This is a genomic window from Bacillus silvicola, assembly GCF_050524305.1.
GTDB lineage: Bacteria > Bacillota > Bacilli > Bacillales > Bacillaceae_G > Bacillus_A > Bacillus_A cereus_AT.
Genome location: NZ_JBNGVC010000017.1, coordinates 90,837 through 115,132, shown reverse-complemented (window position 1 = coordinate 115,132; position 24,296 = coordinate 90,837). Strand labels below are relative to the sequence as shown.

The following is a 24,296-nucleotide window of genomic DNA, read 5'->3' as shown; positions in this document are numbered from 1 at the left end:
ATGTAGATACAAAAGAAGCTAACGAAAATATTAAGGTATTAACTTCTGTAGCTAAGGATTGTGTTGAAGCGTTAGAACGATTAGAAAAGAAACTAGGAAGATGCTATGTCTTCTCCAATCCTCTTTAGAGCCATCACTTCAGTAATCGCTTTTTGTTCATTTGAATAAAAGGATAATTATGTTTTCTGTTGAATGAATAGATTGGGAAAGGTGGAGAATTTATGCAATATGGAGAGATGTTGAAAGAATTAGCCGAAGGGGGAATATATACCGAAAAACAGATTTCTAATTTGTTATGCAATAATAGAAAGGAATTAACTATTTTATGCGATTCTGTAAAAAAGTTCGGTGAATCTGAAAAAGAAAGATTTCAAGTGATGGGTAAATATGAAATATATGTTCATAAAAATCAAGGTCACTCTTATCAAGCACCATCAAAAAAGACAATGGTTTATGTTATAGAAAAGATTTAAAAGCATCCAAAACGGGTGTTTTTTCTTTGCTATATAGAAATTACACATTAATGGCCAAAATGGACATTTGATGAGGTTATAACATGTATATAGGAATTACTGTATTAGGCGCTGTTGTGTTCGATTTAGCGTCTTATTTGTTGTTAAGGGATGATAAAGGGTAACAAAATAAACGAAAATAGAAATAGCTAACAAATGTCTGTTTTTATAATTTATAGGTGAACATAACTATACCTTCATTTTTTATATGTAAATTATTGCTGATTATAAGTATATGTCTGTCTGTAAGAATGCTATATTCTTCTCTGTTTACCTATACCTATATTTTCACTAATTTATTATGATATCAATGTTGATTTAATATGTTTTATATAAAATGAATAAATGGATTTTTTGGGGCATAAAACACAATGAACTATTCTTTTTTATAATTCACATAATTTTCAAAATTAAAATCTTTGTTTGTTAATATTTGTTATATAATATAGCTAGGCAATAATCTAAATGGTTTCCCTGTTTTGTATGTTGAATTAGTTTGTTTTGCCCTTTTTTACACTATCTGAAAAAGAACTTGTAGTGATTCCTACAAGTTCTTTTTGTTTTTGGGGTTAAATGTGGATTCGAAATAAAGTTACGATTTTTTGAGGGGGAAAAGTAAATGTTTGTAAAGACAGAACGATTATTGATACGAAAATTTGAGTTGGAAGATTGGCAAGCTGCCCATGAGTATACATCAGATATCAATGTTATGAAATACATACCCGAAGGGGTTTTTACTGAAGAAGATACAAGAAACTTTGTGAATGAAAACATTGGTGAAAATGCAAAGAACTTTCCTGTGATATTAATAGATGACAATACCCTAATTGGTCATATTGTTTTTCATAAATATTTTGGTGAACATACTTATGAGATTGGTTGGGTGTTCAATCCTAAATATTTCAATAAAGGATATGCTTCTGAAGCAGCAAAAGCTACTTTGAAATATGGGTTTAAGGAAATGAAATTACATAGAATTATAGCTACATGTCAGCCACAGAATACCCCATCATATCGAGTGATGGAGAAGATTGGAATGAGAAGAGAAGGCTATTTCAGGAAGTGTATACCACATGGTAATGAATGGTGGGATGAATATTATTACTCTATTTTAGAAGAAGAATAGTGTCTCAGAACGCATCATTTAAATCAGAATCTCTTGGCTTATAAAATCGTTAAAACGTGGGCGGTACGCCATGCCTATCAAGCTAAGGTTTCATTACACCCTCAGAACGAAATTTTTAGGCTTTCTTGTAATGAAAAAGCTTATTTATCGTTTTGGGGGTGATCTGTTTTCTTAGGCTGATGGCAATGGGTACCGCCAGCATTTCGGAAAAACCCCGCGCTAAGAGCATGCAAGATTGTATGTAAAAAATCGGGAGACATAGGGAACTATGGGGGGCCAAAAGGCACGCCAAAATAGGAATGTATAAAAAAATGCATAGATCCATAGAATAAAAAAGGAGGTTCCCTTATGAGAGTAGGGGTTCCTCCTTGTCCTTGCTACCAATAATAGAGCGTTATGTTAACTGGAAATGTATGCGATATTCATAAAACCCGGACTGCTCAATTTGTTATGATTAAAAAATTATAGTTGAAATTCTTTCTTTATAATCTGAGCTACTTCTGTAGCGTTTATATTCGTATTATTGATTCTTATATAATTTTTCTCTGTAATTTCTCCTTCTTTTGAATTCAATCTAAGACTTTCAAATGTGCTTAATAAATTTTGTTCAGATTGTTCAATATTTCTTTTCGTTGGCTTATGTTCAAGTCGATTAGGTGTTTTATTCCGTTGAAGTCTTTCTTCTATATCAGCTTCTAGTTCAACGAAATAAATATCAACTCCTTGAGAACGAAAAATATTACATATGCTTTCAACATCATCCCAATCTTGCTTTTCATTAAACGCCCATACGTATGTAAAAATCATTCCATAATGGTCACTTTTTGAAAATGATTGAAATATTTCTTTTCGAAAAAGATGTGTTAATCGCCACATTTCCGAAGAGAACCCATACAGTGGCTCCAATAAATCAATTGTCATATGGTTATGAAATAATTTTAAATCAGTTAACTTTGCTAGTTCTTGTCCAACTGTCATTTTCCCAACTGCTTGTGCCCCAAATATCAAAACAAATTTTTTCATCGGATTCCCTCCACTAAGATATCAATTGCAAAACAAGAGATTCTATAAATGTATCACAATCAAGATGTTCTGTAGAATCTAGATGATTTTCTCTTCTTTGTATTTATAAAAATAGCTGTCTTCCGATAACGATAATTATGTGAAATATGCTCTTTTTATAATAACTATAAGAAAGGATTTGTATTTAATGGTATAATATGGTTTATATTTTATGGACTGGAGTTGAATGAGTAATATAAATACAAAAGGTAAAATTAAAAAAACAAAAAGAAAAGTATTAATAATTGTACTTTCCATGTTAGTAATTATAATTGGATTTGGATATTGGAAATTCTTTAGTTTGCAAGGTGTTCCAAAAGGTGAATTAATTCGAACAGTGAAATCCCCCGATGGAAAATATCTCATTAAGACTTATTTTCATAATGCAGGATCATTAAGTGCGGATGCTGTTAGAGGTGAATTAGTTAACCTTGATACAGATTCAGAGGAAAATATATATTGGAACTATCCAGATACGGATCCATATATTGAATGGGTAAATAAGCATAGTGTTAAAATTGGAGATCAAATTTTAGATATTTCACAGAAAGAAACTTATGATTGGCGTGATGATGATAAGCACGTTAAAGAAATGCCTAAACAATTTATTAAATAAAACAAGACAAATAAGATTTATTTAATAAATTGTTTAACTATAGATAGGATTATGTGAATGAAAAGTCTCTTTAGAAGTGAACTGCACCCCAATTGTTAGACACGACTAACAATTGGAGGTGCAGTTTTTTTATGGCTAAATTTTCTTCAAAAGAAAAAATACAAGCAGTAAAACGATATTTAGAAGGCCCAGAAGGCGGGACAAGCATTGCTAAATCTATAGGCGTGGATCAGCGGGTATTTTATCACTGGATTAGCCGATATGAATATTCCGGTGAAAAAGCTTTTGAAAAACGCTATACATCTTACTCTACGCAATTTAAACTAGACGTACTTAACTATATGATTGAAAATAGGACGTCTATTAGGGAAACAGCGGCAATTTTTAATATTCCATCTTATGAAACGGTTCGTAAATGGAAAGTAGCTTATGAAACAGAAGGATTGGATGCCCTACAACTTAAAGAAAAGAGGCATCCGTCTATGAATAATAAAAATCACAAAATAGTGAAAAAGCAATTACCAGTCGAAGGCTCCATTGAAGAACTCCAAGAGGAGTTAGAAAGGTTACGTATGGAGAATGCGTATTTAAAAAAGTTGAATGCCTTAGTTCAAAACAAACAGAAGTCACAAAAAAAGACAAAGCGCAAGTAGTTTATGAATTAAGGCATCAATTTCCGGTACAATCACTTTTAGTGCTTGCCAATATTCCACGTAGCACATATTATTATTGGTTAAAAAATGCCAAACGTCCGGATCCAGATGCAGATTTGAAAGTATTAATTCAAGCTGTTTATCATGAACATGAAGGCCGTTATGGTTATCGCCGTATTCGTGATGAACTTACTAATCGTGGACATAAAATAAATCACAAAAAGATACAACGCATTATGAAAGAATTAGGATTAAAGTGTTTGGTCCGTATGAAGAAATATCGCTCTTATAAAGGAACTGTTGGAAAGATTGCCCCTAATATTTTAGAACGTAATTTCAAAGCAGAAAGGCCAAACGAAAAATGGGTCACGGATATTACGGAGTTTAAATTATTTGGAGAGAAATTATATGTATCGCCAATGTTGGACTTGTTTAATGGTGAAATTATCACGTATACAATTGGTTCAAGGCCAACCTACGCCCTTGTTTCTAATATGTTAGACCAATCCTTTGAACGCTTAACAGATGAGGATGCCCTCCTTATTCATTCCGATCAAGGTTGGCACTATCAAATGAAAAAATACCGTGATTCTCTTCATAAACGTGGTATTACACAAAGTATGTCTCGGAAAGGGAACTGTTACGATAACGCAGTTATCGAAAATTTCTTTGGTATTATGAAATCTGAATTTTTATATCGAAAAGACTTTAAGAATATGGAACATTTTGAACAAGAACTAGCAAAATATATATCTTACTATAATCATAAGAGAATTAAGGCAAAATTAAAGGGTATGAGTCCGATACAATACCGGACCCACGCCCAAAACGCTGCCTAATGAAATAACCATGTCTAACTTTTAGGGGTCACTTCAAAGATCTAAAGGGACTTTTTTTAGGGGGGAAATTAAGATTTCAACCAAATTTTTGCTAGTTGAGATACTCCTTTTATTATCTTTTCTTCACATAAATTACCCAATCCAAGTTGAATATGTGGATATTTTGGTATATGTTTCGAGAAATATATTGAGCAAGGATAAACTGCAATTCCGTGTTCATATGCTCTTTCAATTAGCATTTTTTCACTCATTTTTGTTTTAACTTCAATAATAACGAAAATTCCGGAGCTACCACCTTTTATTTCAACATAATTCTTAAAGTGTTTTAGTAATTCCCTATTCAATAGATTCATTTTACGTTTATACAAAGTTTTCATCTTCCTTAAGTGTGGGTACCAATATCCTTCATTCATAAAGGTCGCCAGTGTTCTCTGATGAATAGATGAAGAGGTTTGCTCAAGCAAAGGGAGTATCTTTTTATATTCACTTACTAGCCTCCTAGGCAAAACCATATAACTGACACGGATAGAGGGTAGCAGTGCTTTTGAAAAAGTTCCTAAATAAACCACCCTATCATTAGAATCTAAACTTTGAAGAGACGGTACAGGTTGATGGATGTATCGAAATTCACTATCGTAATCATCCTCAATAATATATCCTTCCACCCTTTTTGCCCATTGAATTAACTTTAATCTTTCATTGACGGGGATAGTCACTCCAAATGGAAAGTGGTGAGTAGGAGTGACATATAAAAGTCTAGAAGGCGACGTCAAAAGGCGATCGACTTGGATGCCTTGCTCTTTTACCGGGATCGGATCAATGATAAATGACTGAAGAGCAAATAGCTCCCTTGCCACATTATATCCAGGGTCTTCTACTGCTAGATAATGATAGTCTTGCTTTAGCAACAGCGACAAAAGTAATAACAAGTGTTGTGTGCTACTGCCAATAATAATCTGTTCAGCAGAAGTATTGACCCCTCTTGATTGAAACAAGTAATCTGCTAGTACCTTTCTTAATTTAACATCGCCTTGTTTTTCTCCGTATGAAAACATGCTAGAGTCTTTAACGATTTTGTTTGTAAGCATTCTCCATTTTTTTAAGGGGAAGTTCTCTTGATCCACTGTTCCAATCTTAAAGTCAATAGTTTTCATGGCAGTTTGATTTTTTTTATGATGCTGTTCTCTAATGGGTTCATAATTAAGCATCTCATCCGATATAGTGGCCTCTACAAAAAATCCCTTTTTGTTCTCACTTCGAATATATCCTTCCGATCGCAATTGTTCATAGGCTACCTGAGTTGTGTTTCTGCTAACCTCTAATTGGAGGGCAAGTTGCCTAATCGATGGCAACTTTGTATTCCTTTCTAATTTACCAGATAAAATCTGAGTACGTATGTATTGATAAACTTGGTGGTACATAGAAGTGTTACTTTCTCGATTGATATTAAATATTAGTTCATTCATCATTGAAATACCTCATCTGTCATTTGTGTTTATTGTAAACTGTACCTTTTAGAAATGACAGTATAAATGAATAATGAATTTAGAAAATATTTTGATCTGGGAGATAACTTATGACAATATTTATGTACATATTTTGCTTGATTGTATGGGGACTTAACTTTATTGCAGTAAAAATTCAAGGAACTCCTGTCAGCTTGGAATTATCCTTAACTTATCGTTTAGTTATGACAGCCTTTTTATTTTTGATTCTTGTATGGTTCCTTCGACCAAGAGGGATGCCAACAAGAAAAGATATCCCATTTGTAATAGTTTTTGGTGTATGTAACTTTGCATTAAGCTATTTATGCCTTTATTACGCCACAATTTTGAGTTCTGCAGCAATCGTAACATTGGTTTTTTCATTAAAGGTGATTTTGACCCCGATTGCTCTCCGGGTTTTTTTAAAAGAAAAGTTACATTCACGCATTTTGTTTGGGGGGATTTTTGGTGTATTAGGCGTATGTATTCTCATCTATCCGAATTTGAGCAACTTTCAAGGGTCCAATGACATAAAAGGAATAATGGTTGCGATCGTAGGTACGCTTCTTACCGCAGTAGGTGATGCCAGCTCGGCACGAAATGCAAGTCACAAGGTGAATCCTATCTATGCAAATGCCATTGGATTTACAGTGGGCAGTATGTTGATGGGAATAATTGTATTATTTCAAGGGCAAAAATTTATATTTCCAACATCGTTTTCATACTTATCTGTGTTGCTATATTTAACTCTGGTTGCTTCATTTCTAGCATGGTTATTCTATTTGAAGCTTGTAGAAAAAATTGGAGGAGCTCAAAGTGGCTATATGGTTGCACTTTTCCCGGTAATTGGAGGGATAGCTTCCGTTTTAATCGGTGAGTCAGATCCATCATTGTATTTGTTTGCTGGTTGCTTTTCTAGCTGTATTGGCGCTGCTATTGCATTAGGGTTTGGAACTCGGAAGCAAAATGTGAAATTACCTCTAAAAAGAGCTAATTAAGAAGGAATAAGTCTTGTGAACTTGAAAATAGAGCTCATTTATTTGATTCTCAGGTTGTTGACCAAGAATGCATGAACACTTAAACAAATGAAATATAGACTATAGGGGTTTATGAACCGAGATCTATATGTATCTCGATTTTTTCTTATTAAACTAACGGAACAGATTAGCATCAAAACAATATTTCGTGTTATTGCAGTAAAAGAACGTTGATTAATGGTTTAAATTAAGTAATGATTGAACCAGTTAAAGAGTAGATAATGGGTTTCAATGTTATTTTTATGTTTAATAATATGCATTTGGACATCAAGTAAACAAGTCCTATAAAACAGAATCATTTATTTTTACCAGATTGTTAGTGTACAAATACAAGAGAATCGAGATCGTTTGTTTTGCTAGATTAAAGCAACGCCACATCTATATGGTTGAGATGTGTTACGCCTTCTAATCCGAGAATCTGCTTTATAGAACGTGTCCACGATTTATATTTTACTTCATATAATATTTATTTAGTTTAATTTTTATGAATATGTATAATTACATAAAGTTTATGAGAAAAAGAGAGTATACTTTGATATTGTGTAATAAAGATAAGGCCCACCTACGGAAATAGGTGGGCTCTTTAACGCATAAAGAAAAGACACTCCTCTTGAAGTGTCTCTCTCTACTTAATCTACATAAAACTTTTCTTACAGCACAAATATATCTGGGTTCCCACCCAATTTATATTTTACTACATCTCTTTATAAAGTTTAGTTAATTTAATGTAAATTTTATAAAGAAAAAACACTCATATAAGAGTGTCTTTTTCGATAGTTTTTTAGCAGAAGCAAGAAGCTCCAACTATGATTAATAGAATAAATAATACAACTAATAAAGCAAAGTCGCCGCCACAACTACTGCAACTACCACCAAAGCCCATTTTAATCTCTCCTTTGAGTAGGAAGGGAAAATTAAGGTCACTCATGTATTTTAATGGATTCACTTTACCTTATGTTTTTACGTATTAATTGAGCAGGTCCTTTTGAAAATAAAGAAAAGACACCCTAAGATGCCTTCCTCCGACTTGAACCATCTTAATTTTAAATTATGTCAGGAAGTAAAAAAAAATATAAATTGTTAATAGGGATACAGACTTCAAAACAAAAAAGTACGTTAAGTAAACTCTTATTCAAAAGTTTACTTTCATATTAGAAAAGGTTAGCTCCTCACTTCACCCCACCCAAAAATAAAGGGTAACTCAATTATCAAACTCATATAAAGTTTTAATCTTGTCTAAACACCCATTAGGATATACAACTGATCATCTATTTTTCTTTACATAATCTCCAGATACAGTCCATATCAACTATAGATTCTTGTCTTATGCTAAATGTAATCAAAAAGCAAGTAGATAAAGATAATGACTAAAACATTAACTCTAGATACTTTTTTGATGAATATTACAAATAAACAGGAGGTAATGAAAAATGATTAAAACATTATTAGCAGGAGCACTTTTAAGTACAGGATTAGTAGCGGGAGGTGCAGTAGGTGCAGATGATGCGAAAATGGACAATTTAAAATCAAATGAAGATAGTTCAAATCAAGTAATTACACAGAGTGCAGATGGAACAACGTCTTTCTCACAAAACTTTGATGCACCTAAAGATGCAGTGCCAGCAACTCCTAAAGGAGATGCAAAAACTGTTGAAAGAACAGAAGGTACAGGTTCTCAAGAAGGAAAAATGGTACCAACAAAAGAAGGTACAGATTCTCAACCTGGATTTAAAATGGGAGCCCCTGAAAAACCAGAACATGCAAAAACTGTTGAAAGAACAGAAGGTACAGACTCTCAAGAAGGAAAAATGGTACCAACAAAAGAAGGAAATTAAATAATATATAGTCATAACGAAGAGCATCCAAAAAATGGTGCTCTTTTTATATGATAGGGATCAACTAGTTTTACTGAATATAGAACTGTAGCAGGAATTGAGGCTAGAGCATGGTGTTTGGAGCAATAGTTTTGGTGGTAACGTTAGAACACAAACATTTTATTAGAGATTTTTTAAATTTACATACACTCTAGATAGACTACATATTAACTTCAGATACTTGTTTTATGATACAAGTAATCAAACAAAAGGAGGGCAATGCAAAATGATTACAACAGTATTAACAGGGCACTCTTTTAAGTACAGGAGATTATTAGCAGGTGGAGCAAATGTTGAAGATGTACAGACAGATAAACATATTCCATATGAAGAAAATGAATTGCAGCAAACTTTAGAAGAGTACGATTCGAAGAGGTTTGAGTTATAAAAAGAAAATAGATACATAAAGTGAAAATATATAAATTGACAAGAGAAAAGCACTTTGTGTATATCACAGGTGCTTTTTATTTTCATTTTGATATAGGACTTGAATTAAACTTTTATACTAAAATATATACGGCAAAAAGGGGGGAGTTCATTGCACAAAATTATGTATGGAATATTAATTTTAATGTATACTTTGTATTCATTTTTTGTAAGCGATGGAAGTGAAGTAAGGTTTATTATGGTGTTAACTATAGTACTTATCTTTTCTGTGATTTTAGAAAAAGGAAATGGAAACAAAACGACTGATTAAAGGTCGTTTTGTTTCCATTTTTTTAGTTGGCTATTAAAGTCCAGATGTTTTAGGGGTACCATCACATCGCCATCAAGCTAAGGTTTTGAAGTACCACCAAAACGAAAATTCACTTTCTCTACAGGTAGTTACTTTGAGAAGTCAGCTCATTTATTTCGTTTTGGGGGCGTTTATTTTTCTTAAGTTGATGGGGATGGGTGGGACCCTTTCCTTGTTTAGGCCGGATATCCGCCTGTTGGCGATGGCCAAGCACTAAATAATCTGCGAATCAGCACAATTTCTCCTAAATGGTAGGAGTTGTGAGATGCAATATTGCGTAGTACACCGCCCGGGGTTTCACCAGGCCATTCCTCCAATGTTTTGTCCAATTGAACAGTTTGGGCAATCGTGCATGCCTGTTCAATCCCCTGAAGAAAATACTGAATAATCTGTTTCCACTCTTCCTCACTGCCAGGACATTCTTCTTCAGGCCAGCTCTCTTTTACATGGGCAGGCAATGCAGGCTTCTTCCCCTGAGCGGATAATAAGAGAAAATCTTGCCAGTAGGTCATGTGTTTCACTAATTGATAAATAGAATAAGGCTGTTCCTCTTTGCGTTTTCCCGCAAGCGCCGCGTCTATATCCGACAAAGCATTCTTGATGGGAAGATGTCCTCGTTCTCCTCTTAACGATTTTACTAATGCCTCGCTAAACGCATTATTTAATTGCTCCATAATAACTGACTCCCATCCTGTTTTATTTTCTAATTTTCTGATTTTACGATTCCGTCTCTTTATATGCACTAAAAATATAATAGAAGATTTACGACCATTAAGAGAAAACAAAATAAGGCAAAAATAACAAGAATCACTGACTTTTTAACGTACAGGAAATCGGTGATTTTTATTCAAATAGTACCTTAACGTACAATTGTAGTAACAGATAAATCAACAGTTCGAATGACAACATCCAGGTCTGCGTTAATGTCAGCCACTTTTGATTTTAGCTTTTCCAATCCCTCCTGAATTTTCTCCAATTGATTTTATTGTGGATGAACTATGAGTTGATTATAGTGATTAGAGTAAACTCTAAGTCAAGAAAAAAATAATGAAAAGGATAGTTAGTCCATTATGAGGGCTAACTATCCTTTTCATTTACTAAAGTAAACCTTGATGAATAAAATAAATCTCGATGTAAACTTTTAAATATCAGTTCACATTTGAAACCTTTATATTATTGAGTTTATCGCAATTTACCCATTTTCTTCGAAAGCTTAAGTTGTACCGCAGGTACCATCTTAATGTTAATAAGATTAGTCCAGGCTGATAATGTTTCCACTTGAATAGGTTTTGCTTTTCCATACTAATCACGTCTTTTTTAGAGTACTAGTATCAGTATGTCCAAGTTTCAGAGATTAGTTACATAAGTCATATAGTTTTTGCACCAGAACCATAAAAGTAAGTCTATGACCTATTTTTACACGTATCTCGGCTGTTCCCTATAAGAGGCCAAGTAAATAGTAGACAAAAAAGCGACCAATTTCAATTAGTTGCTTTTTTGTCTTTATTGTTCCACCAATCCCTATTCTTCAATTCGATTGGATCAGTGTAAAATATTCCTATTTTATCATCAGTATGTTTTGTTTCAACTTTCAGACGATAAATGCTAGGAGTTACAATCTGTCCAAATATCAAAATTTTTATAATAGTTAACTGAAAAATTTGAATGATATCATTTTTTTATTATTAGCTTAATAGAGATGTGGTGGTATTCCTATTAAATGATTTTCACAGCAGAACTGGATTTGAAATATATTCACCTGAAAAATCAGATAAATGATGATAAATAGAAAGAACATTTAATTATTTATAAAAGTGTACCTTTCGAAACACTTTTATAGAGGTATCGTGGATTCTTTAGATGTATGAAAATAAAAACTGTTCGAAAATGTATTAATAATGGAATGTGAAGCCAATCATCCCTAAAGTGATTCCAAAAGAAAAACTTAAGACTATTCAAATTCCAACCCTCTTATTGATGGGCGTAATGATTGGTACCATGATACCTCAAACCGGATTATATATCATTGTAATACTATTAATGATATTGTTTACAACCACTTGGGTTACCATGAATCGACAAATTCACAGTCAACCTATAGAGTAGAATCTGCTCCCTAATTTTTGGGTGTGAGGCAAGGCATGGAGAGAAGAGTATTTCCTAAAAAAGTGCTCCTAGATAAATCTAGGAGCACTTTTTTGGATTTAGTTACTGGTTTTATTGGATGGTGAACACCAGCAGTTAGATAATAACTTATGAATGTGAACTACTCACCACTTAGCAAAGTTTGAAGAGGGAGCTTCTTAGTTCCACGACGAAAGTAACCTTTCGTCTCCCTGAGCTTTACTTCGGGGTGTTTCACCCCTAGATGTCCAACGCTTGAGGAAGGAGAATTCTTTCGGGGAATTCGTTAAAACATACTCCAGCCTTCTTGTGCGGAAAGTAGTTCTAGTATTTTAAAACCAGCTATACTATTTCCGTTAGCATCTAGAGCGGGTCCAAAAATACCAATTCCCATTTCTCCTTTTACGCATCCGAATATCCCACCGGCAACCCCACTCTTGGCGGGTATTCCGACGCGAATTGCAAATTCACCAGATTCGTTGTACATGCCACATGTGACCATAAATGTTTTACAAATTTTTGTTATATGTTCCGGAACGATTTGTTTTTTTCTATATGGATCATATCCATCCATTGCAAAAATCAAACCAATCCTTGCTAAATCAATGCAGTTTACCTCAATTGCGCATTGACGTGTGTATAAGTCCATTAACGCCTCTACATCGCCATTGATAATGTTATTTTGTTTCATATAGTAGCAAAGAGAACGATTCAAGTAAGCTGTTTCTAATTCAGAGCCGGCTACTTTTGAAGAGTAATTAATCGTAGGATTGTCCGTAATATCACGCACAAAGGAAAGAATCCGTTCCATCTTCTCGTCATTACTATCCCCTGTTAGTATACTTGTAATCGCTAGTGCTCCTGCGTTAATCATTGGATTGAGTGGTTTAGAAGGGTTAGCTGTTTCTAGTTTTATAATAGAATTAAAAGGGTCACCAGTTGGCTCCATTCCAACTTTAGAAAATACATACTCTTCGCCACGCTCTAAAAGTGCAAGTGCAAGCGTAATTACTTTTGAAATACTTTGAAGGGTAAAAAGCGTTTGGGAGTTCCCAGCATGGATATAATCTGTTTCTTTATGATAAATTGCAATCCCTAAATCATCTGGATTTGCATTTCTTAGTTCTGGGATATAAGTAGCCAGTTTCCCTTTTTTTGTATATGATTGTACTTGCTCTAGTAATTGTTCTAAGTTATTTGTTTGAATACAGTGCATAACTAAAACGTCCTTTTCCTTTTTATTAAATGTATTCTCTCTAATTCATCTGAAGGTTAATAAAATTTTTGGTGAAATGGATAGATATTGTCTGAAATATTATAAACGTGCAAGTTCATAATTTCCTATTTCCACAACTTTTTAGTTGTGTTCATATAATCTGTATTTAATAAACGACCTGAATAAAGGTGCATCTTCGGTATTCTAAAAATTGACTCCTCTGTATTTAAGAGAAGATTTTTGTTATCCAATCTTTTCTTGGGTGCTTTCGCTGTTCCAGCATTCAGTATTATTTAAATTAGGAATATTAGTTGCATAGAAAATCGGATCTTTTCCGGCTTTCTTTTGCCTTATATAATCTTTGAGGGCGGAGAAAGCATATTTTCCAAGGAGGATGATTGCAATTAGGTTGAAAATGGCCATAATCCCCATGAATAAATCTGCAATATCCCACACAATTTTAACCGTTGCTATAGAACCTAGCATTACCATACCAATTACCGAAATACGATATATCAGTAATAATGTCTTACTACCACTTAAGAACTCAATGTTTGTTTCCCCATAATAATAGTTCCCAACGAGAGAACTAAAGGCAAATAGAAAAATAGCTATTGCTACAAAGGTAGGTGCCCATGGTCCAATATGAGTTTTTAATGCTTCTTGTGTTAATTGAATCCCATTCAGGTCTGTAGCATTGTGCATATCGGATAGAAGGATCATAAATGCAGTACAACTACAAATTATTAGTGTATCCGTAAAAACACCGAGCGTTTGAATAAATCCTTGTTTAACAGGATGTGTAACATTGGCAGTCGCAGCTGCGTTTGGCGCACTTCCCATGCCAGCTTCATTTGAAAATAAACCACGCTTTACTCCTAGAAGAATCGCAGCACCAAGCCCTCCGCCTACAACTTCCTTAATACCAAAAGCATGCAGCAAAATTTCTTTGAATAAAATAGGAACTTGCGTAATATTTGTAATAACCACAAATAGTGCAACACCAACATAAAGAATCGCCATAAATGGTACAATCATTTCTGCGACACGAGCAATCCGTTTTACGCCTCCAAAAATGATTAGTGCTATCAAACCTACTAGTATACAGCCGACAATTTTAGGGTCTAGGTTGAATGCGTTTTCAAATGCTAGCGTAACCGTATTCGCTTGAACAGCATTAAACACAAGACCAAAGCAAACTGTAATTAAAATTGAGAAAATAACTCCCATCCAGCGTTTATTTAATCCTTTTTCCATATAGTAAGCTGGACCGCCTCGAAATTTATTTCCATCTTTTACTTTGTATATTTGAGCAAGTGTACTTTCAACAAATGCAGAAGCTCCTCCAATTATTGCGATAAGCCACATCCAAAATATTGCACCGGGTCCGCCGGTGGAGATCGCAATGGCGACACCAGCTAGATTTCCTGTACCAACGCGAGAAGCTGTACTCATGCAAAATGCTTGAAAAGAAGAGACTCCATTTTTTTCTTTTTGTGCTTTACGGGTTGAGGAACTTGCACCATCACTAAGTAAGCGAATCATTTCCCCAACATAGCGAAATTGTACAAACCTTGTTTGAATTGTAAAATAGCATCCAACCCCAATTAAAAGAGCAATTAGGATGTAACCCCATAAAAATTCATTTGTAATTCCAATGAATTTGTGGATGGGATTGATTACATCTTTAATAAAATCCATATGCTTACTCCTCCTTATTCTAATGAATATATATTTATCTAAAAAGACGTGGATTCAGTATGACAAAGAAAATAAGCGGAAACATGATGTGCAAAGATTATTTTATCTTTTCCGACAGAATACTTCCTCCTCAATTTGTGTGAAGGTGTGATAGCACCAGCAGGTAGGTGGGAGATAAATGTCGGATGGCGTAAGTCAAAACGTTTGCTACCATATACTTGTACAGATTGCTCTTTGAAAACTGAAGATATGAGGTTGGTTGCAGAAAAATCGTTGCAATCGTAAAATCCTCAACGTTCCATCGTCCCACGCTTGCCGAAGTTGCGAAAACCAAGCTAAAGTAGGAAGCGTGATGAGTCAACGTACAAGACACTTCAGTTCTTACCGTAGGAACTACGGGAAGAGCCTGCTAAGATAACTGGTGGATATATTGATGTTCGCAGGAATCCCCCACTTCAAACATCTCGTAAGAGTGTTAAGTGGGGGGAGTTCAAAGAAGCTACCATAATGTTATTACCAGGAAAAATTCAATCCCGATACTATTTTCGTTTATATATTTTCTTTTTGTACACGAATCAGACGCCCCTTTAGAGTTACATTGTTCCAATGATTACAATTGCCTTAATGATTTTAGGTAGTAGAACATTGTTTAGTTCTTCCTGAAATCATCAAACCAATCAAACTACCAAGTAAGGCTATTAAAATCCATCCTATTCCTTCATTGTATAGAGGAACGTATTGCATGAAAGTAAGCAACGAGTCACTAGCAAGTTCTGCTGTTTCTAATCCTTGTACTATACTAATCAGTAATGCTCCTAAAACTGATCCAACATAGACAGCCTGCTTATCTTTTATAAACCGATCAAAAAAAGCGAGGATAATTAGCACAATTGCTACAGGATAGATAACAATTAGGATAGGTAGGGAAAGTTTAATTAGCATAGACAAACCAAGGTTTGATACTCCAAAGCTAAATAAGCAAATAATTAAAATGATTTTGTTATAAGAAATCTTTGGAAATAGTGTTGTGAAAAATCTCCCACATGCTGAAACGAGTCCTACAGATGTAGTTAAACATGCAAATAACATTGTAATTCCTAATAAGGAAAGACCATATTGACCAAATAAATGTTGTACTACATTTGTTAATAACACACTTCCGTTTTCAAATGTGCCAAATGTTTGAGAAGTAGCTCCAATATAAGCAAGTGATATATATATGATAGATAATCCAAGTGCGGCTATAAGCCCTGCTACTATAGTAGATTTAGCAATGGATTTTTTATTTGTAACACCTTTTTCTTTTATAGCGTTAATTACGATAATTCCAAATACGAGAGCAGCAAGGGCATCCATTGTTAAAAACCCTTCAATAAATCCTTTGAAAAAAGGAGATTCCTGATATGAATCAGAGGGTGTTGAAATAGATCCAACTGGTGAAGAAATTGCTTTAACAATAATAATACTAATCATGATTAGTAACAGCGGGGTTAAATATTTTCCAATTCTATCTACCAATTTAGAGGGATTTAAAGATATATAAAACGTTATACCGAAATATATAAAAGTATATAGTAGTAATATATACCATTGATTTTGCATGGTGGTACTTAAAAAGGGGGCAACTGCCATTTCATATGAAACAGTGCCTGTACGAGGAATGGCGAAAAAAGGGCCGATTGCTAAATAAATGATTAGAGGGATAATAACACCACAGGCGGGGTGAATCCTACTAGCAAGGGTACTAACATTTCCACCAAAAAGGGAAATAGCAGCGATGGCTAATAATGGAAGTCCAATACTACTCACAACAAATCCCGAAATTGATATCCAAATATTTGTTCCAGATGAATATCCTAATAATGGAGGGAATATCATATTACCCGCACCGAAAAATATTGCAAATAACATAAGTCCAATAGGAATTGTTTCTTTAAAAGTTAACGATTGTTTCATAGAGCACTCTCCTTTTATTTGACGAAAAATGTCGAAATTTAAGTTTTTTTCATTATAACATATGAAATTAGAAAATACAGAAAAATAAAAATGAAAAAAATTCCTTGTTTTACTTAAAATACTATTTTGAATAAAATGATATGAATACTCAAATTCATTGTGCTCTCTTACTATAATTATAGAAATATCTTTATACCGAACATTATTATATTGAAATTTAATGTATAAGTTATATTTATCTTGTATTTTTTATCGCCTTCTTCTTAATAATCTGATTTTTTGAAAAAATAAATGTGTTTTATCAAATATCATGTTATTATGGACAGGAATTGCAGAAAAATCGACATTTTTCGCGAAAAGGAGGGGTTTTATGAACTGATTTTTATCAATAATAGTAATTTTAGAAATTTATTTTATTGCATTTCTTGCACTACGCTCCTGTTTATAATCTTAATCATTAGTTCAATGGGATGTCTATTAACACCTAAAATGGCTTCAAAAAACAGATGTAAGTTTTTAAAATCTGTCTATTCAGTTTTTCAGAAAAATAAAAGGAGTGAGATACGTGGATTCTTTCATAAATTGGTTAAATAATCTTATCTGGAGTCCTGCATTGGTTTATTTATGTCTAGGAACGGGGTTATATTTTTCAGCCCGCACGAAATTTCTACAGATACGCCATGTGCGCGAAATGATAAAGCTTACTTTTCAAGGAGAAAAATCCGAAGCTGGTGTTTCTTCATTTCAAGCATTAGCTCTTTCTTTATCAGGACGTGTTGGAACGGGTAATATCGCTGGTGTTGCAACAGCGATTGCTTTTGGAGGACCAGGAGCCGTGTTTTGGATGTGGATTGTAGCTTTCTTAGGTTCAGGCTCAGCTTATGTAGAATCGACACTGGCTCAAATATACAAAACTAAGCATCGAGGTCAATTTCGCGGTGGCCCAGCGTATTACATTGAAAAAGGATTGGGAATTAAATGGTATGCAATTTTCTTTGCTATAGCAACCATTCTAGCAACAGGAATACTGCTTCCAGGCGTACAAGCAAATAGTATAGTCTCTAGTTTAGAAACAGCTTTTGGTATAAATACATCTATTTCAGGTGTCATATTAGTTATAGCATTGGCACTTATTATTTTTGGTGGGGTTAAACGTATTGTTAATGTTGCACAGGTTATTGTGCCGTTTATGGCCGTTGGATATATTCTGGTTGCCTGCGTAATTGTGTTTATGAATATTGAAAAATTGCCAGAAGCATTCATGTTGATTTTAAAGAGTGCATTTGCATTAGAAGCTACTTTCGGAGGGATTATTGGGTTAGCGATTTCTTGGGGTGTAAAACGGGGTATTTATTCAAATGAGGCTGGACAAGGAACTGGCCCACATGCTGCTGCGGCAGCTGAAGTGTCACATCCGGCTAAGCAAGGTCTTGTACAGGCATTTTCCGTTTACATTGATACATTATTTGTTTGTTCAGCAACAGCGTTTATGATGATTATTACGGGTATGTATAACGTATTTGATGTAAGCGGAAAATCGTTTATTGTGAATAATTTGAATGGGGCACAACCGGGCCCTGGATATACACAGGCAGCTGTTGAATCAGTATTCCCTGGTTTCGGAAATAGTTTTATTGCGATTAGCTTACTATTTTTTGCTATTACAACCATTATGGCATATTACTATATTGCCGAAACAAATATTGAATATTTAAACCGATATAAAGATCGTCCGTGGATGTCATTTGTATTAAGATTTATTTTTCTAGGAGCTGTGTTCTATAGCTGTGTAAAAAGTTCTACGACTGCATGGATTTTGGGTGATATTGGTGTTGGGATTATGGCTTGGATTAATATTGTTGCTATTTTATTGCTACAAAAACCAGCACTTTTAACTTTAAAAGATTATGAAAGGCAAAAGAAAAAAGGCAAGGATCCTGTATTTAATCCGCAAGGATTGGGCATTAAAAATGCTGATTTTTGGGAGACTAAATACAAAAAGGATAATGAAAAAAACGCTTCATGAAATCCTAGTGTGAATAGATAATATAATAAGGAATAAATATCCAACAAATAAATGATGATTTTTCTGAAAATATTTGCTAGTATTTAATTATAAAAGATTGGTATCTTTTTTCTTCATGTTTAATTGATTCATATTCTATGGTACCCTGCCTAATATGAGTCTCTAAGTAAAAGGAACTAGTATAATACTAGTTCCTTTTACTTTTTTATTATGATTAAACCAAGATAGTTACTATAACATCACAAATGATGGTTTATGGTGTTTTTATATGCCTAAAATATTAGTTTTTTTGGGCTAGCTTGATAGTAGTGTTTTGAGGTACCCCCAAAATTAGCTTTTTTGTCTACTAAGATAATGAGTGATTATGCCAACTCCACATGAGTATGATATATGTCATTTAATTGTGGTGAAATTTAGTTAATTCATTATTTTTAAGGGGGATGAAAACGTCTATATAGAAAGGATCAGCAGCTATTTGTATAATCGTCTCTTGATTAATTATTATGAATTGATTTTGCTGCAAAATGTAATTTATTTTAGTTTTTACAATGAGGGCCACCATATTAAGTAAATAGACCTAGGTATAAATTCACTCAAAAATACGCCATCCTTTCCTATGATTCTACAGAAAGGATAGCGTATTTTTTCATTTCAGGTGGGATTTTATTTACCCAGCTTGTGATAGGGCACTAAAATTATCGTTATATTTTAGTGGAATAGTTAAAAAATTGTAATCGTTTTCTTCTTTTTAAAAATTAATAACATCATACTAAGCGGTAAAACAGAAAAAGTTGATATTATTTTGAATTTCTTCACCGCTCATAATTATTTTTTGTACATCTGGCAACGCTTTGATTCTGTCGATCCGCATGGTACCTGAAAGGTATATTTTATAATGGTTACTTGATATATAGGTTTTGAAGTGTTCTTGATGTAGCTTTACTTTATATGTGATTCCTTATTTTCACATAAACACTTACTTCATAGTTTCTTTCTGTTGTGGCCGATAAAACGTATCTACCAACCGATTATACTCACTTCTTGAAATTTCTTTATTATACAGTTTAATTAATAAATCTTTATGAGCTTTCGAAAGCGCTATTTTGTCAATGAATTTTGGGTACATATATTATTCTCTCTCCGTCTGATAAATTATTATGTTCCATTTTGCCTACTTCCCTTGAATATTATAATGAAATAATAAATATAATGCGAAGGTATTCCAATCTTTCATATCAAATTTAATTTTTCTATAGAAGAAACTTATCCAAAATAGTGAAATCATTGGGGTTCAATTTATGAAAATAATTGGCCTGAAAAATACTTTTTATAAAATAATATGAAGAAGTAAAGTAGCATTTCTTATAGGAGCATTGCTACAAAAAGTAGATGAAAAAATTATATGAAATTACTGTAATCCCTATTATTGAAATAGTATTTGAAAAGGAGGGAAACTCAGTTTGAAGCCAATGGGGACATAGCTGTTTCAATTACTTTACTAGAGAAAAGTAATTGTTAAGTATGCTTGATAGATATGAGAACCATATGAAGCATATATCTATTAGGTATTATGGGAACAAATAAGTTTATAAACTCATTTAACCAATTCGTAGCTAGGCGATAGGAAAATAGAATGGGTATAGCTGTATTATTCTACTAATATTAGGAGCTTTTGCTTTCTTTTCTCTACTTGTTCTTGTACTGTAATCCTATTTAACACGTCTTTTTCTCCTTTGAATACGATTGAGGATGTAGGTAGTCTTTAGACTAATACATTTATTGTAACATGGATATATTGAGAAGGAATATGGGACAGATTTAATGAACTATAAATATAAAATACACTCGGGAGGTTTTTATATGGAAAAAATAATTACAGTAAAAACAGGGGATTATGTCCAATTTCCTTATCGTGACAATCCTTCCTTAAAATTAACTGGATATGTGGTAAATGTTCTAACAAATACAATTGTTGTAGATGTTTCAGAAATACTCCAAATTCAAGAAAATGAATTAATAGAAATTCGTCAAGTTGTCAAACATGGCTGTTATGAAAGGATTAGTAAGCATGGAGAGAAGAGTATTTCCTAAAAAAGTGCTCCTAGATAAATCTAGGAGCACTTCTTTTTGATGCAGTTACTGGTTTCATTGGATGGTGAGCACCACCAGTTAGATAATAACTTATGAATTTAAGATGCACACTTTGTAAACCCTCTCATCTTTTACCTGTTAAGAAAGTTTGCAACAGAACCTAAAAATAAATATGAAAATTTGTGTTAATTTATTAACTTTAATATGATTTTTCGCTTCAATTATAGTATTGGCAACATAATTTTACTATGTTTAAAGAGTATATATAAAGATTTAAGATGATAAACTATCTTATAAAAGGCTATTATCTAATTATTTATCTGAAAATTGCGAAAAGATGTGTAGATAGATATTATTGTAAATACATATATAATTCATTTTAATTTTCTGACATTACTTATCGGGTGTTCTTATACTAGTCTTTGGTGTATATTACGATAAAAAACAATGTACGGTGTCAGTATTTAAAAGGTTATATATCATAACTTAAAGGGGGAAGAAAACTATGAAAATGAAGAGTAAGATGATCATGACAACAGCGCTTGCAGCTACGTTAGCTACAGGTGCATTACCTACTACATCGGTGTTTGCTGCAGAAAAAGAAGCTCCTATCCAACAAAAAGAGTCACAAAGTAGTATTCAACCGTTTGCACAGAGTAATTTGGAAACAGCTGTTAATGCTGCTTTACATGGTCCAGAAGTCAAAAAAATCAAAGTATTCGATCATGAATTTAATGTAAAACCAATTGAAGTTGTAAATTTAGCTGGCGGTAAAAAATATGTTAAGGGACAAATTTCTCATCATTTGAGTTTTCGTCCAGATGATCAATTTTATTATGAGTTTACAGTACAAGATGGAAAGGTGATAGATAAGCCTGTATTTAATATTGATAGGGGTGGTTTTACACCATTTGTGGCTCCGCTTTTATCAATTCTTGCTGCGTATAATGGAATCCCAGTTAATCCAAACGATTTAAACTCACTTGGCCAACAGCTTGGAAAAGTTATAGATGGAAGCTGGGAACAAGCAGCACAATCTATTGCCACTGTAGTTAGTTTAACTTTTAATGAGTAGAAATTGAAGGGGAAATAAGTTATTGTTTAGTTTTGCAGAAGCCCATTTTTCGTAAGCATCCTTGTTATAAAAAACTTTTATATAAATATAAACCAAGTATTAACACATCTGCTGTATTTTCTTAATTTGTTAACCATCTTGTCTATCATTATATGTCACAAAATAGGAGTCTTGTTTAAGACTTCTGTTTTGTTTGTTTAAAAAATGAGTGGCTTCGATTCTTTTTAAAATCCGTGAAGTATGATGAAGAATGGTGTCTTTACATGTCTAGGGTTCAACTCTATGAAATTTGTATATGTATGAATCTGATGGTTGTTGGATGAACCACTATGGCCCTTCAAAATTTCAAGTAACTGACCGCTATCAAAAATATTTTCAAGCAGAAAATTTCATTATTCTGGGAAAAGAAGCAATGTATATTGTAAAAAAACGTACCTTATTTTATGAGACTAATCTATTAAAAGTTAGGAGAGATATAATGAAGAAAATAAAAATGAAAAACATCTTAAAAAGTGGAATCCTTACTTGTTTTACACTTGCAAGTTTATGTACGACTTCTACAGTATTTGCTGATAGTCATCCAGGTTATTCCTATGAATCCAATATAGGCTATCAAAATCCAACATGGATGTCAAAACTAGAAGATACAAAAAGAATAAGCGAAGTATCTATCCCGGGGACTCATGGTTCAATGGCTTTACATGGGGCAAGTTTTATTGATGAAAATTTGACAAGAAATCAAACAATGACCCTATCTCAACAATTCAATGCAGGAATTCGTTATGTAGACATGCGTGTTAAACGTGTAAAAGATTCTTTTGCGATGCACCATGGAATTGTAAATCAAAAAGCAATGTTTGAAGATGTATTAAAAGAGACAATTCAATTTCTAAGAGATAATCCTAAAGAAACTATTTTAATGCGTTTAAAGGAAGATACTGATCCTGAAAGTGGCTCGCTATCATTCGAGGAAATATTTAAAAATTATAAAGAACGTAATGCTTCCTATTTTTGGGATCCGAATTCTGTACCATCCTCAGAAAAAAATAATCCTAAGCTAGGAGATGTTCGAGGGAAAATTGTAATATTACAAAATTTCTCGGCATCTCAAGAATATGGTATTAATTATGAATCTTTGAATACCCAAGATAAGTTTGAAGTTGGCACTGGACCAGACGGAATGTATGAAAAATGGAATGCGGTGAAAACCCATCTTCTAAATGCAAATAATAACTTTAACAATGGTAAGATCTATCTCAACCATTTTAGTGGCACGGGTGGTGCAGCAGCATTATTGAATAATTGTTACCCTTGGTTTGTTGCAAGCGGAAAAGAGAGCAGAAATACTAATAGTAATCCAAAACTGATTCAAAAAAATGTAACAAATGAATGGAGAGATTTCCCTCGAGACATAAATGGACAAGTATTTTATGGGGGAATGAATACACTTGGAACTGATTTCATACAACAAGGTGGTATTAAGCATTCTGGTATTATTGCTGCTGATTTTCCTGGACCAGGTTTAATAGATAGTATTATCAGATTAAATGGGATAGACTCAAGTGAAAAAGAAATATTAATTTCCCAAATTTCTTCTGAATCGAATCCATTATCTGGACAAAAAAATCGATCAAGTCAAAACTTTAGCATTAATAATTTACCTACAGGAACAAAGGGGTTAAAATGGGTTATCGAGCCTACAGAAAAAGATAATGCTTCTACTATTTCCTTCAATGTTATGATCGATGTTTCTCTGGGGACGGATTCTGTTCGTTGGGGAAACATTTCGAATGGGTCTAAGACTGAAGCATATACAAATTCTAAATACTATATTGCAAACCCAAGTGGCGCAACTAACAAATTTACAGTGAAAATATACGCTATTACAAATTAAGGTTGTATTGTAAAGTTTTTTAATAAGGGTAAGGTTCTTTAAACTACTCACCACTTAACATCCTCGCGGACTGTTTGAAGTGGTGAGTAGTTCAAATCAAAGCATAGTGGAGTATTGCTAGCTATGATCCGTATTCAATTTATGCTACGAACCTTATGGTAAACATGTACTGTCAAACCAGTTAAAAAAACAGGAAATAATATGTAATTATAAAAACTTATTGAAAACGCTAACATAGTTGGCTATAATCAGGGTATAAAACTTCAAATGGATT

19 protein-coding genes and 2 pseudogenes are annotated in these 24,296 nt (G+C 33.3%); 12 read left to right on the top strand and 9 right to left on the bottom strand.

The window, feature by feature from the left end:
* Positions 1-221 precede the first annotated feature (221 nt).
* Positions 222-473, top strand: a complete 252-nt coding sequence (locus ACP6L7_RS32010; RefSeq protein ID WP_098791805.1) for a hypothetical protein — start codon at positions 222-224, stop codon at positions 471-473.
* 658 nt (positions 474-1,131) lie between these two features.
* Positions 1,132-1,638 carry a GNAT family N-acetyltransferase gene (locus ACP6L7_RS32005; protein ID WP_430529683.1) on the top strand — a complete coding sequence of 169 codons (507 nt, stop codon included), beginning with the start codon at positions 1,132-1,134 and terminating at the stop codon, positions 1,636-1,638.
* Between the two features lie 462 nt (positions 1,639-2,100).
* On the opposite strand, the gene ACP6L7_RS32000 is transcribed toward ACP6L7_RS32005, so the two are convergent.
* Positions 2,101-2,661 carry an AAA family ATPase gene (locus ACP6L7_RS32000; protein WP_098791808.1) on the bottom strand — a complete coding sequence of 187 codons (561 nt, stop codon included), beginning with the start codon at positions 2,659-2,661 and terminating at the stop codon, positions 2,101-2,103.
* 226 nt (positions 2,662-2,887) lie between these two features.
* On the opposite strand from ACP6L7_RS32000, the gene ACP6L7_RS31995 reads away from it, so the two are divergent.
* Both ACP6L7_RS31995 and ACP6L7_RS31990 read left to right on the top strand, forming a co-directional pair.
* A complete protein-coding gene (locus ACP6L7_RS31995) occupies positions 2,888-3,316 on the top strand; it encodes a DUF5412 domain-containing protein (protein ID WP_430529682.1) in 429 nt (142 codons plus the stop codon).
* Between the two features lie 131 nt (positions 3,317-3,447).
* Positions 3,448-4,808, top strand: a protein-coding gene (locus tag ACP6L7_RS31990; RefSeq protein WP_430528870.1) for an IS3 family transposase whose coding sequence is annotated in 2 segments (ribosomal slippage) — positions 3,448-3,904 and positions 3,904-4,808 — 1,362 coding nt in all. Because the reading frame shifts where the segments join, the coding sequence is not laid out codon by codon here.
* Positions 4,809-4,876: 68 nt separating this feature from the next.
* Here ACP6L7_RS31990 and pdxR read toward each other — a convergent pair.
* Entirely contained in the window at positions 4,877-6,277 is a 1,401-nt protein-coding gene (pdxR, locus tag ACP6L7_RS31985) for a MocR-like pyridoxine biosynthesis transcription factor PdxR (RefSeq protein ID WP_430529681.1), read from the bottom strand.
* Positions 6,278-6,384: 107 nt separating this feature from the next.
* On the opposite strand from pdxR, the gene ACP6L7_RS31980 reads away from it, so the two are divergent.
* Positions 6,385-7,290 carry a DMT family transporter gene (locus ACP6L7_RS31980; protein WP_098791750.1) on the top strand — a complete coding sequence of 302 codons (906 nt, stop codon included), beginning with the start codon at positions 6,385-6,387 and terminating at the stop codon, positions 7,288-7,290.
* Between the two features lie 820 nt (positions 7,291-8,110).
* Here the strand turns inward: ACP6L7_RS31980 and ACP6L7_RS31975 are convergent.
* Positions 8,111-8,212 (bottom strand): YjcZ family sporulation protein, encoded by a 102-nt coding sequence (locus ACP6L7_RS31975; RefSeq protein ID WP_430529680.1) that lies wholly within the window; start codon positions 8,210-8,212, stop codon positions 8,111-8,113.
* Between the two features lie 547 nt (positions 8,213-8,759).
* Here ACP6L7_RS31975 and ACP6L7_RS31970 point away from each other — a divergent pair.
* The 3 genes from ACP6L7_RS31970 to ACP6L7_RS31960 all read left to right on the top strand — a co-directional run bounded on the left by ACP6L7_RS31970 (position 8,760) and on the right by ACP6L7_RS31960 (position 9,900).
* The gene (locus ACP6L7_RS31970; RefSeq protein WP_430529679.1) at positions 8,760-9,164 is read left to right on the top strand and encodes an alpha-ketoglutarate permease; all 405 of its coding nucleotides are present in this window, start codon (positions 8,760-8,762) and stop codon (positions 9,162-9,164) included.
* A gap of 265 nt (positions 9,165-9,429) precedes the next feature.
* Positions 9,430-9,591: a hypothetical protein gene (locus tag ACP6L7_RS31965; protein ID WP_430529678.1), complete on the top strand. Its 162-nt coding sequence runs from the start codon at positions 9,430-9,432 to the stop codon at positions 9,589-9,591.
* A gap of 150 nt (positions 9,592-9,741) precedes the next feature.
* Positions 9,742-9,900, top strand: a complete 159-nt coding sequence (locus tag ACP6L7_RS31960; RefSeq protein ID WP_430529677.1) for a hypothetical protein — start codon at positions 9,742-9,744, stop codon at positions 9,898-9,900.
* A gap of 215 nt (positions 9,901-10,115) precedes the next feature.
* Here the strand turns inward: ACP6L7_RS31960 and ACP6L7_RS31955 are convergent, their stop codons facing one another.
* The 6 genes and pseudogenes from ACP6L7_RS31955 to brnQ form a co-directional block, all read right to left on the bottom strand.
* Positions 10,116-10,613, bottom strand: a complete 498-nt coding sequence (locus ACP6L7_RS31955) for a DinB family protein (RefSeq protein ID WP_430529676.1) — start codon at positions 10,611-10,613, stop codon at positions 10,116-10,118.
* 191 nt (positions 10,614-10,804) lie between these two features.
* Positions 10,805-10,900, bottom strand: a pseudogene (locus ACP6L7_RS31950) (SDR family NAD(P)-dependent oxidoreductase); the annotation flags it as partial.
* A 244-nt stretch (positions 10,901-11,144) separates the two neighbouring features.
* Positions 11,145-11,240: pseudogene (locus ACP6L7_RS31945) on the bottom strand (IS6 family transposase); the annotation flags it as partial.
* Between the two features lie 1,109 nt (positions 11,241-12,349).
* On the bottom strand, positions 12,350-13,279 hold the full coding sequence (glsA, locus tag ACP6L7_RS31940) for a glutaminase A (RefSeq protein WP_201053853.1): 930 nt from the start codon (positions 13,277-13,279) through the stop codon (positions 12,350-12,352).
* 243 nt (positions 13,280-13,522) lie between these two features.
* Positions 13,523-14,980 carry an alanine/glycine:cation symporter family protein gene (locus ACP6L7_RS31935; protein ID WP_430529675.1) on the bottom strand — a complete coding sequence of 486 codons (1,458 nt, stop codon included), beginning with the start codon at positions 14,978-14,980 and terminating at the stop codon, positions 13,523-13,525.
* Between the two features lie 630 nt (positions 14,981-15,610).
* Entirely contained in the window at positions 15,611-16,936 is a 1,326-nt protein-coding gene (brnQ, locus tag ACP6L7_RS31930; protein ID WP_430529674.1) for a branched-chain amino acid transport system II carrier protein, read from the bottom strand.
* 565 nt (positions 16,937-17,501) lie between these two features.
* Here brnQ and ACP6L7_RS31925 point away from each other — a divergent pair.
* The 4 genes from ACP6L7_RS31925 (at position 17,502) to ACP6L7_RS31910 (ending at position 24,022) form a co-directional block, all read left to right on the top strand.
* Positions 17,502-18,962 (top strand): alanine/glycine:cation symporter family protein, encoded by a 1,461-nt coding sequence (locus ACP6L7_RS31925; protein WP_097833021.1) that lies wholly within the window; start codon positions 17,502-17,504, stop codon positions 18,960-18,962.
* 1,860 nt (positions 18,963-20,822) lie between these two features.
* A complete protein-coding gene (locus ACP6L7_RS31920; RefSeq protein WP_002169682.1) occupies positions 20,823-21,053 on the top strand; it encodes a DUF2187 domain-containing protein in 231 nt (76 codons plus the stop codon).
* Between the two features lie 505 nt (positions 21,054-21,558).
* Entirely contained in the window at positions 21,559-22,128 is a 570-nt protein-coding gene (locus ACP6L7_RS31915) for a methyltransferase (protein WP_430529673.1), read from the top strand.
* Positions 22,129-22,606: 478 nt separating this feature from the next.
* A complete protein-coding gene (locus tag ACP6L7_RS31910; protein ID WP_098361946.1) occupies positions 22,607-24,022 on the top strand; it encodes a phosphatidylinositol-specific phospholipase C in 1,416 nt (471 codons plus the stop codon).
* Positions 24,023-24,296: the final 274 nt, after the last annotated feature.

What these genes read in the sequence shown, in the direction of transcription:
- ACP6L7_RS31935 (WP_430529675.1), bottom strand. Translation starts at nt 14,980, where the DNA reads ATGGATTTTATTAAAGATGTAATCAATCCCATCCACAAATTCATTGGA.
- ACP6L7_RS31910 (WP_098361946.1), top strand. Translation starts at nt 22,607, where the DNA reads ATGAAGAAAATAAAAATGAAAAACATCTTAAAAAGTGGAATCCTTACT.
- ACP6L7_RS31975 (WP_430529680.1), bottom strand. Translation starts at nt 8,212, where the DNA reads ATGGGCTTTGGTGGTAGTTGCAGTAGTTGTGGCGGCGACTTTGCTTTA.
- ACP6L7_RS31955 (WP_430529676.1), bottom strand. Translation starts at nt 10,613, where the DNA reads ATGGAGCAATTAAATAATGCGTTTAGCGAGGCATTAGTAAAATCGTTA.
- ACP6L7_RS32000 (WP_098791808.1), bottom strand. Translation starts at nt 2,661, where the DNA reads ATGAAAAAATTTGTTTTGATATTTGGGGCACAAGCAGTTGGGAAAATG.
- brnQ (WP_430529674.1), bottom strand. Translation starts at nt 16,936, where the DNA reads ATGAAACAATCGTTAACTTTTAAAGAAACAATTCCTATTGGACTTATG.
- pdxR (WP_430529681.1), bottom strand. Translation starts at nt 6,277, where the DNA reads ATGATGAATGAACTAATATTTAATATCAATCGAGAAAGTAACACTTCT.
- ACP6L7_RS32010 (WP_098791805.1), top strand. Translation starts at nt 222, where the DNA reads ATGCAATATGGAGAGATGTTGAAAGAATTAGCCGAAGGGGGAATATAT.
- glsA (WP_201053853.1), bottom strand. Translation starts at nt 13,279, where the DNA reads ATGCACTGTATTCAAACAAATAACTTAGAACAATTACTAGAGCAAGTA.
- ACP6L7_RS31920 (WP_002169682.1), top strand. Translation starts at nt 20,823, where the DNA reads ATGGAAAAAATAATTACAGTAAAAACAGGGGATTATGTCCAATTTCCT.
- ACP6L7_RS31970 (WP_430529679.1), top strand. Translation starts at nt 8,760, where the DNA reads ATGATTAAAACATTATTAGCAGGAGCACTTTTAAGTACAGGATTAGTA.
- ACP6L7_RS31980 (WP_098791750.1), top strand. Translation starts at nt 6,385, where the DNA reads ATGACAATATTTATGTACATATTTTGCTTGATTGTATGGGGACTTAAC.
- ACP6L7_RS31915 (WP_430529673.1), top strand. Translation starts at nt 21,559, where the DNA reads ATGAAAATGAAGAGTAAGATGATCATGACAACAGCGCTTGCAGCTACG.
- ACP6L7_RS31995 (WP_430529682.1), top strand. Translation starts at nt 2,888, where the DNA reads ATGAGTAATATAAATACAAAAGGTAAAATTAAAAAAACAAAAAGAAAA.
- ACP6L7_RS32005 (WP_430529683.1), top strand. Translation starts at nt 1,132, where the DNA reads ATGTTTGTAAAGACAGAACGATTATTGATACGAAAATTTGAGTTGGAA.
- ACP6L7_RS31965 (WP_430529678.1), top strand. Translation starts at nt 9,430, where the DNA reads ATGATTACAACAGTATTAACAGGGCACTCTTTTAAGTACAGGAGATTA.